An 8,923-nucleotide genomic window follows, 5' to 3' on the forward strand; every position below is an offset into this window, starting at 1 on the left:
CTCCAACAGGCACGAAATCACAATATCCAAGAAGCAATCCTGACAAACGATCGCGGTGACTGGCTCGAAACCACTACTGGCAATCTCTGGGGCTATCGCGATGGCTGCTGGTATACACCGCCCCTGAGTGCCGGAATTTTACCAGGCATCGCTCGATCACAAATTATGACACGACTCCAACGGGAAAATCGATCGGTTGTAGAAATTGAGTGGGATGTAGAATTAGTAGGAGAGCTAGAGGCGATCGGTTACAGTAATTCGGTAATCCACCTCGTTCCGATTCATACTGTTATCGCTCCTGTGGGTAAACTAAGATATCCAGTCCAACACCCAGCGATGCAGTGGTTGGCGATGGTTTAACTGAGTTGGGAGTATGGGAGTTCGGAGCTTAAAATCTGGACGCTTGCGCTCTACTCCAATTTGTTACCGTCATCTTCCACTCCCAACTTTCTACAAAATACCCTATCAATAAAATGAGAGAAAGGTTAACATAAGTTAATAGAAAGAAAACATACAGTAAATTTGGCGATTACCTACGGTAGACTACGCCAACGCGCTCAACTGGCGGCAACGACGGGAAGCAAATGGGTAAAACCAAGTACTGTCAATAGTTACCAGTCAAGAAATAAATATATAGGAGAACCTTCGAGTGAATAATAAGCGGTGGAGAAATGCCGGATTATACGTCCTTCTGGCAGTTGTGGCGATCGCTCTGGCAACGACATTCTTGGAGAAGCCAGCCCCAGCCCAAAAAACTTTGAAATATAGCCAGTTTATCCAAGAGGTAAAACAGGGCGAAATCGAGAACGTTGGTTTGAGTGCAGATCGTAGTCGTGCTTTAGTACAAGCTAAAGACGGTACGAAAGCACTGGTCAACTTACCTCCCAATGACAACCAACTCGTCAACATTCTCACGGATAACGTCAAGGGCAACATTTACGTCCTGCCCCAGAATGATGAGAGCGTCTGGTTCCGCGTCTTGAGTAGCTTATTCTTCCCAGTATTGTTACTGGTTGGTCTATTCTTCCTGCTCCGTCGCGCCCAAAGTGGCCCCGGCAACCAAGCGATGAACTTTGGTAAGTCCAAAGCTCGCGTCCAAATGGAACCCCAAACCCAAGTTACTTTCGGTGATGTAGCTGGGATCGACCAAGCGAAATTGGAACTCAATGAAGTTGTAGACTTCCTCAAAAATGCCGATCGCTTTACCGCTCTCGGTGCCAAGATTCCTAAAGGTGTCTTGTTAGTCGGCCCTCCTGGTACTGGTAAAACCCTCTTGGCTCGTGCAGTTGCTGGTGAAGCTGGCGTACCATTCTTCAGTATTTCCGGTTCGGAATTCGTGGAAATGTTCGTCGGTGTGGGTGCTTCCCGCGTTCGCGACTTATTTGAGCAAGCCAAAGCGCAAGCTCCTTGTATCGTCTTCATCGATGAAATCGACGCAGTCGGTCGTCAGCGGGGTGCAGGCTTAGGTGGCGGTAATGATGAGCGGGAACAGACCCTCAACCAATTACTGACCGAGATGGACGGATTTGAAGGTAACACGGGGATTATTATTATCGCCGCTACCAACCGTCCTGATGTACTAGATTCAGCACTATTACGCCCAGGTCGTTTCGATCGTCAAGTTGTGGTCGATCGTCCTGACTATGCTGGTCGTCTGGAAATCATGAATGTCCATGCTCGTGGTAAAACACTAGCCAAAGACGTCGATCTCGAACGGATCTCTCGTCGGACTCCTGGCTTTACTGGTGCTGACTTAGCCAACCTCCTCAACGAAGCCGCAATTCTCGCTGCTCGTCGCAGCTTGACCGAAATCTCGATGGATGAAGTTAACGATGCGATCGATCGTGTACTAGCAGGGCCAGAGAAAAAAGACCGCGTGATGAGCGAGAAGCGTAAAACACTCGTCGCCTACCATGAAGCCGGACATGCTCTCGTTGGTGCATTAATGCCCGACTACGACCCAGTCCAGAAGGTGAGTATCATTCCTCGCGGTAATGCTGGCGGTCTAACTTGGTTTACACCGAGTGAAGATCGGATGGAATCAGGTTTATACAGCCGTTCCTACCTCCAAAACCAAATGGCGGTTGCCCTAGGCGGTCGGATTGCTGAAGAAATCATCTTTGGTGAAGAAGAAGTTACTACTGGTGCTTCCAACGATCTGCAACAAGTCGCTCGCGTTGCTCGTCAAATGGTGATGCGGTACGGGATGAGCGAGAAACTCGGCCCCGTCGCCCTCGGTCGTCAGCAAGGCAACATGTTCCTCGGTCGCGATATCGCCTCCGAACGGGATTTCTCTGAAGAGACTGCGGCTGTTATCGATGATGAAGTCAGCCAATTAGTTGCCGAAGCTTATCGTCGTGCCAAAGAGGTTTTACTTGGTAACAAGCATGTCTTAGACAAACTAGCCAACATGTTGGTAGACAAGGAAACTGTTGATTCGGAAGAACTTCAGGATCTCCTCGCTACCAATGATGTCAAAATGGCAGCGATCGCTTAAGTAATCGAGCTACGCGTTGACTGTTAAAAAAGCCCACACTATACTGCGAGTAGTTAGTGTGGGCTTTTTAGTCTGGTTGAGATCGATCGCCTGCGGGCGCATCCCCACAAGAAATGTTACTAGTCCTTGGTTTCATTTCCCAAACCAGTAAAATAGATAGCTATAAGTAAAAATACCTTAAACTAACAATCGGGATTCCCTCCCGAACTTCTAATTTAGCTATGCCAAGAACCCAGAAGAACGATAACTTCATCGACAAAAGCTTCACAGTCATGGCAGATATTCTCCTGAAGATCATGCCCACCAACAAGCGTGCGAAAGAAGCTTTTGTGTATTATCGCGACGGGATGTCCGCTCAAGCCGATGGTGAATACGCCGAAGCTCTAGACAACTATGAAGAAGCCCTGCGTCTCGAAGAAAACGACTACGATCGCAGCTATATCTTGTACAATATGGGCCTGATCTACGCGAGTAATGGCGAACACGAACGCGCCCTCAACCAATATTTCCAAGCCGTCGAACTCAATTCGCGCCTGTGCCAAGCCTTAAATAATATTGCGGTCATTTATCACTATCAAGGTGAAAGAGCCGCCGAAACAGGCGATATGACCGCCAGCGAAGCCCTCCTCGGCAAAGCCGCTGAGTACTGGATTCAAGCCATCAAGATCGCTCCCAACAACTACATCGAAGCCCAGAACTGGCTCAAAACCACCGGACGCTCTCAGATTGATATTTATTTTTAAGGCTTTAGGTTTTAGGTTTTAGGCTTTAGGTCTTAGGCTTCAGGCAAAGATCTGCATTCAACTATCAATTATCAACTATCAACTATCAATTATTAACCTCCTTATGCTCGATCGCGAACAAGTTCACAAAGTAGCCCTCCTCGCCCGATTGGAACTCACTCCAGCAGAAGAAGAACAGTATGCCGGACAGATGAGCAGTATTCTCGACTACTTCGAGCAACTGAGCGAACTCGATACCGACAATGTCGAACCGACAACCAGGGCGATTGACATGAGTAATATCACTCGCCATGACGAACAGTCCTCATATCAAAATCTTGCTGGTATTTATGCCGCAGCACCCGATCGCGAAACAGATTTTTTCAAAGTGCCCAAAATCATGGCATAGGGATCTGGGAATCGATTTGCGTTACGATTAACTATTATTAATTATTAGTAGAGAAGAAATTGTGTCCCACTCGATCGTTACCAATGTTTGTGAAGGTATAGCTGACTGTGTGGCGGCTTGTCCGGTTGCCTGTATCCACGAGGGGCCAGGGAAAAATACTCTGGGTACCGATTGGTATTGGATTGATTTTTCTACTTGTATCGATTGTGGAATCTGCATTCAAGTTTGTCCGATCGAGGGCGCAATTTTACCTGAAGAAAGACCAGATTTACAAAATACACCTAGTTAGATTTGAGTTGATTAAATATTTTTCATGTAAATAAACTAAACTAGACTAGACCCCCGACTTCTGCGAGAAGTTCGGGGGTCTTTTGCCTCAAGCAAGTTAATTACTTACTTTCGATCGAAAGATCAGTTTGTCACCTTGTCGATAGCCGCAATATCTCACTGCGACTAGTTCGCCCGCATTGGCAGTTCCTTCAATTAATTGATGGCAATGAGGATCGTAAGCAATTTGGGTACCAATTTCACCAAGGACGGTCACATGCCATTGTGCGAGCAATCGATCGATCGATTGTAGCAAGGGGAAGATTTTACTGGCTGGAAAATTGGGATTATTAGTTGCAGCATATTTAGCAGCGGGCAAATAAGTTAGCAATGATTCTAATGTCTGCAAACTTTGATATTGAAACTCAGTTTGCAATGTTTCTCGCTGCTGTTGAAGTTGCTGTTGCAGATGTTGATATTCCTGTTGGAGTAGCTCTAGTTGTTGTCGATCGTTGGAACTAGATTGTGCGCCAAATGTATCGAGTAATTCGTTAACAGTTATTTGGAGAGTACTACTAATTTTGACTAATGTTTGCCAGCGGAGCGTGTGGAGTTCGCCCGATCTCAGTTTCCGAATCGTGCGATCGGATGTACCCGTCAATTCAGACAATTTCCTGAAGCTATTAATGCCGACTTTGTACATTAATACTTGCAATTTTAATGTGTAATCCTCAGTCATGAGCGATGATTACCCAGGTAAATGATTCTTGGATTCCCGACTTCTTGAAGAAGTCGGGAATCTGTTTTCGATATCGATTATTGGTCTAATAAACTTCTCAACATCCAAGCGGTTTTTTCGTGTAATTGCAACCTTTGGGTGAGTAAATCGGCAGTTGGTTCGTCGCTAGCTTTGTCCGCAATCGCATAGATCGATCGAGCCGTGCGGCAGACTGCTTCTTGGCCTTCGACCAGGAGTTTAATCATCTCAGTGGCTTTGGGCACGCTGGTGGTTTCGGGAATCGAACTTAATTTTGCGTACTCAGTGTAACTACCAGGTGCGGGAAATCCCAATGCCCGAATCCGTTCGGCAATCAGATCTACTGCCAGAGCTAATTCGGTATACTGAGTCTCAAACATCAGATGGAGCGTTTGAAACATCGGCCCAGTCACATTCCAATGAAAGTAGTGAGTTTTGAGATACAAGGTATATGTATCTGCCAACAACCGCGATAAACCATCAGCGATTTCCTTCCGAATATCCGCGTCAATTCCAATATCTACTTGCATCATGGTTATTAGTAATCCTGAGAATATTTACCAATCCTTACCTACTATTTTACGTCGATCGCCTCGCACCACGATAAGATCTCAACATTTTGCAAATAGACGCCAACCAATCTAGACCACAACACCCAACACCCAACACCCAACACCTAACTCCCATGCCCCCAATCACAGGTACCACCAAACTCTTAGGTGTCATCGGTCAGCCGATCGCCCATACATGCTCGCCCGCCATGCACAATGCGGCGATCGAGAAATTAGGTCTGGATTATCGCTATGTAGCCTTTGCCGTCGCGCCAGCGGATCTAGCCACTGCACTCGCTGGCTTCGCCGCCATCGGGGTAGTTGGCTGTAGCGTCACGATCCCCCACAAGCAAGCAATTATGCCTTTATTGAAGCAGATTACACCGCTGGCACAGGCGGTAGGGGCGGTAAATACCATCTGGAACACTCCCTCTGGCTGGCATGGTACCAATACAGACATTGCTGGATTTGTTGCCCCGCTAGCGGCCATGCAGCGGGATTGGCGCGAGACGACTGCGATCGTCTTGGGCAATGGTGGTGCGGCGCGGGCGGTGGTAGCGGGTTGCCATCAGTTAGGCTGCCAGGAGATTCATGTCTTCGGACAAAATGCCACCAACATAGCGGCATTTGGGGCTAGTTGGCAGGATATTCAACTTCAGAAGAATGATGGCGAAACCTCATCCGTGCAGATTCAGACGCACTTGTGGGGCGAATTAGCCACCTTTATCGATCGCGATAATTTGTTATTAATCAATAGCACGCCAATCGGGATGCACCCACATGTTGAGGACAGCCCTGTCGATGAAGCGATGATGGCTAAACTTGACGCACAGGCGATCGTTTACGATCTGATTTATACGCCGCGACCGACTAAATTTTTACAATTGGCAACAGCTAATGGCGCGATCGCGATCGATGGCTTAGAAATGTTAATCCACCAAGGCGCGATCGCCTTTGAATTGTGGTTGCACCAAGCTCCACCGATCGCGGTGATGCGTCAGGCTGTGCTGGGATCGCTCAACAGTTAACCCACTCGATCGACTCTAGTTCCAGCGCATTCTAGTCTGGCAAGAATACATCGCAGCAAAATGCGATCTCGATCGCATCTGAATGTAACAACCACTTGTTATGATGTCTGCAACACGATCGGATTAACCACCCTGCGGCGATTGGGATCGAGTAGTTACTGATTGATGAGTCACTACTCGACCGGAGTGAGAGAAATAAATTCCACAACTTATTTGACTTATTTAATTGTCGCCAACTTCCGCAACACTGATTCATAAGCTACGGTATTATTTTGAGCTTGGAATAGTTTTGCGGCCATCTTGAGATCTTCTGTAGCCGCAGGATTTGCTTTTAATGCGGCGTGCAGCAAGCCCCGATTGCTATAAGCCAATGCATAATTGGGTTTCAAGCGAATGGCCGCATTGTAGTCAGCAATTGCTTGCTTATTCATATTCAGTTGCGCGTGAGTGACGCCACGATTGAAGTAAAACTCGGCATTATTTGGATCGCGGGCGATGCCCCGATCGTAATCGGCTAAAGCCTTGCGGTAGTCACCAGTTGCATACAATGCGATGCCGCGATTGAGGTAAGGCGTACCATAACTAGGCTTGAGGCGGATGGCCGCGCTGTAGTCAGCGATCGCCGCCGGCCGATTGCCCAGATTAAAATAGACGATGCCGCGATTGTTATAGGCTTCAACTAGTTGTGGATTGAGTTTAATTGCGGTGGTGTAATTAGCGATCGCTTGCGCTCGATCGCCACTTTCGGCAAAGGCGAGCGCGCGATTGAAATAGGAAATCGCATCTTTGGGCTTGAGACTGACAATCCGATCGTAATCGCTTTGGGCACCTTCACTGTCGCCAATGGCATTTTTGGCAATCGCGCGATTGAGATAAGCATTGGGTCGATCGGGTTGGAGCTGAATCGATCGATCGTAGTCAGCAATCGCTCCTTGATAATCACCAAGCTCGGTTTTGGCACGACCTCTGCCGTAGTAGGCATTCGCATAGGTTGGCTTGAGTTTAATTGCCTGTGTATAGTCAGCGATCGCGCCTTGGCGATCTTGGAGATCGAGCTTGGCTAATCCCCGATTGTAGTAAGCATCGACACTATTTGGGCTGAGTTGAATCGCGCGATCGTAATTGGCGATTGCCCCTTTTTTGTTGCCAGCTTGGGCTTGGATAATGCCTTTACCGATTAATAACTGCGGATCTTTGGGCTTGATCGCACTCGCTGCTTCGATATCTGCCAAGGCACCAGCTTTATCGCCAGTACTCAACCGTGCAAAGCCGCGATTGGCATAGGATTCAAAAAATCTGGGATTGAGATCGATCGCCTGTGTATAGTCAGCAATTGCACCTGCGTTATCGCCATTCAAGCCTTTAATAATGCCCCGATTATTATAAGCATCAACAAAATTAGGCTGTAACTGAATTGCCCGATCTAGATCGGCGATCGCCCCGACAAGATTTCGATCCTTGTAGCGACGCATCCCGCGATTGTAATAACTGCGGGCAGACAGGGGTGCTTTGGCATTGGTAGTAGTAGAGATCGGGTTGCGGGCGACCTGCCGGGAAGCGGCTAAATAAGCTGGTTGCTCGGCGACTACTCGTGGCGAGAGTGCAACCACGGCTAACAAACTAGCCAAAGTTAGCAGCGGTAGCTCCATCGACCACCATTTACGCACAGACGGTCTATTTTGAATCTTCATGATTAACTTAAATGAATGATTGTGGCGATCGAAATTCAGTAGCGATAAATCGGGATTAATTCAAATTTTATGGCCGTCAGCTAGGTGCGATCTCGACGACTAGCCCCATTGAAAGGGCAATAGGATCGCGAACCAATTAGTGAGGAGCTTGATGAGATCTTAACAAATCTCTTGAGCCTCAGCGGCGACTGATTTCAATTTATTTGTAATTGGCATGACGATGCCAACTCAAAGATGTTTCCCTGTATAGCTTTTCTTCTTAAGTATCGATGTACACTTTCTAATTACATAGATTAACGACAACGTATGTCTTGATACAATATCTCTCAGTAAAATTGCTGAAATTCTGCCTTTCGATCAAGCCGATCGCTTTAGAGCCGCACGACGATCCACCCCCTGTTGACTTCGGCTGCCAAGCCCTGACTGAACGTCGAGGTGCGAGTCCGATTGGGCGCGTCGATCAACACCAGCGTCTCTTCGATCTGGGTGAATGTCGGCATCTTGCCCAAAGCCTGAGTCAGAAATTGACGGATGACGCGGCGTTGCAGGGATAGGGGCAGCGATTGGAGGATGAGTCGATCGAGTTTGACACCGCGATCGTCTACTGCTTGGCGATACCAGTCGCTAGCTAATGACTCTAGATACTCCACATCCGCGCGTAACAGTTCGGCAGTGCGTGCCAAATGACTCTCGACTTGGGGATTGAACTCGGCGGCAAGTTGGGGCATGATTTCCAGCCGCAGCCGATTGCGGGGATACTTGAGATCCTGATTGTAGACATCCTCCCAGACTGGCAATTGATATTCCTGGCAAAATGCGCCAGTTTGGGCGCGATTGACTGCTAGCAGTGGTCGTACCAAACTAATCCCTGGTGTCAATTGCCGCTGCCAAGTCATCGCACATAGCCCGTCGGCACCAGCCCCGCGCACTAAGTTGTAGAGCAAAGTTTCCGCTCGATCGGTTTGGGTGTGGGCAGTGACAAGATAGGTACTATCGGTGGC

General features: G+C 48.0%; 10 protein-coding genes. 6 read left to right on the top strand and 4 right to left on the bottom strand.

The genetic code is table 11. The features are described 5' to 3' along the window. The 5 genes from RMO27_RS12910 to RMO27_RS12930 form a co-directional block, all read left to right on the top strand. Positions 1-360, top strand: a 360-nt coding sequence (locus RMO27_RS12910; RefSeq protein WP_309733085.1) for an aminotransferase class IV, incomplete at its 5' end; no start/stop codon positions are given. Between the two features lie 289 nt (positions 361-649). Further along, positions 650-2,497, top strand: a complete 1,848-nt coding sequence (gene ftsH3 / locus RMO27_RS12915; protein ID WP_309733087.1) for an ATP-dependent zinc metalloprotease FtsH3 — start codon at positions 650-652, stop codon at positions 2,495-2,497. 221 nt (positions 2,498-2,718) lie between these two features. Then, positions 2,719-3,240, top strand: a complete 522-nt coding sequence (locus RMO27_RS12920; RefSeq protein WP_309733089.1) for a photosystem I assembly protein Ycf3 — start codon at positions 2,719-2,721, stop codon at positions 3,238-3,240. 103 nt (positions 3,241-3,343) lie between these two features. Further along, positions 3,344-3,628 carry an Asp-tRNA(Asn)/Glu-tRNA(Gln) amidotransferase subunit GatC gene (gene gatC, locus RMO27_RS12925; protein WP_309733092.1) on the top strand — a complete coding sequence of 95 codons (285 nt, stop codon included), beginning with the start codon at positions 3,344-3,346 and terminating at the stop codon, positions 3,626-3,628. 61 nt (positions 3,629-3,689) lie between these two features. Then, positions 3,690-3,917: a ferredoxin family protein gene (locus RMO27_RS12930; RefSeq protein WP_309733094.1), complete on the top strand. Its 228-nt coding sequence runs from the start codon at positions 3,690-3,692 to the stop codon at positions 3,915-3,917. Between the two features lie 96 nt (positions 3,918-4,013). Here the strand turns inward: RMO27_RS12930 and RMO27_RS12935 are convergent, their stop codons facing one another. Both RMO27_RS12935 and RMO27_RS12940 read right to left on the bottom strand, forming a co-directional pair. Beyond that, complete coding sequence (locus RMO27_RS12935) at positions 4,014-4,634, bottom strand: helix-turn-helix transcriptional regulator (RefSeq protein WP_309733097.1); 621 nt, start codon at positions 4,632-4,634, stop codon at positions 4,014-4,016. A 77-nt stretch (positions 4,635-4,711) separates the two neighbouring features. Next, entirely contained in the window at positions 4,712-5,185 is a 474-nt protein-coding gene (locus RMO27_RS12940) for a Dps family protein (RefSeq protein WP_396133703.1), read from the bottom strand. A 152-nt stretch (positions 5,186-5,337) separates the two neighbouring features. On the opposite strand from RMO27_RS12940, the gene RMO27_RS12945 reads away from it, so the two are divergent. Continuing rightward, positions 5,338-6,231 carry a shikimate dehydrogenase gene (locus RMO27_RS12945; RefSeq protein WP_309733100.1) on the top strand — a complete coding sequence of 298 codons (894 nt, stop codon included), beginning with the start codon at positions 5,338-5,340 and terminating at the stop codon, positions 6,229-6,231. A 218-nt stretch (positions 6,232-6,449) separates the two neighbouring features. Here RMO27_RS12945 and RMO27_RS12950 read toward each other — a convergent pair whose 3' ends face one another. Together RMO27_RS12950 and RMO27_RS12955 are read right to left on the bottom strand one after the other, a co-directional pair. Continuing rightward, positions 6,450-7,922, bottom strand: a complete 1,473-nt coding sequence (locus RMO27_RS12950; RefSeq protein ID WP_309733103.1) for a tetratricopeptide repeat protein — start codon at positions 7,920-7,922, stop codon at positions 6,450-6,452. Positions 7,923-8,293: 371 nt separating this feature from the next. Beyond that, on the bottom strand, positions 8,294-8,923 hold a 630-nt coding region (locus tag RMO27_RS12955), incomplete at its 5' end, for an ATP-binding protein (RefSeq protein WP_309733105.1).

The organism is Chamaesiphon sp. OTE_75_metabat_556, from assembly GCF_031378165.1.
Taxonomy (GTDB): Bacteria; Cyanobacteriota; Cyanobacteriia; order Cyanobacteriales; family Chamaesiphonaceae; genus Chamaesiphon.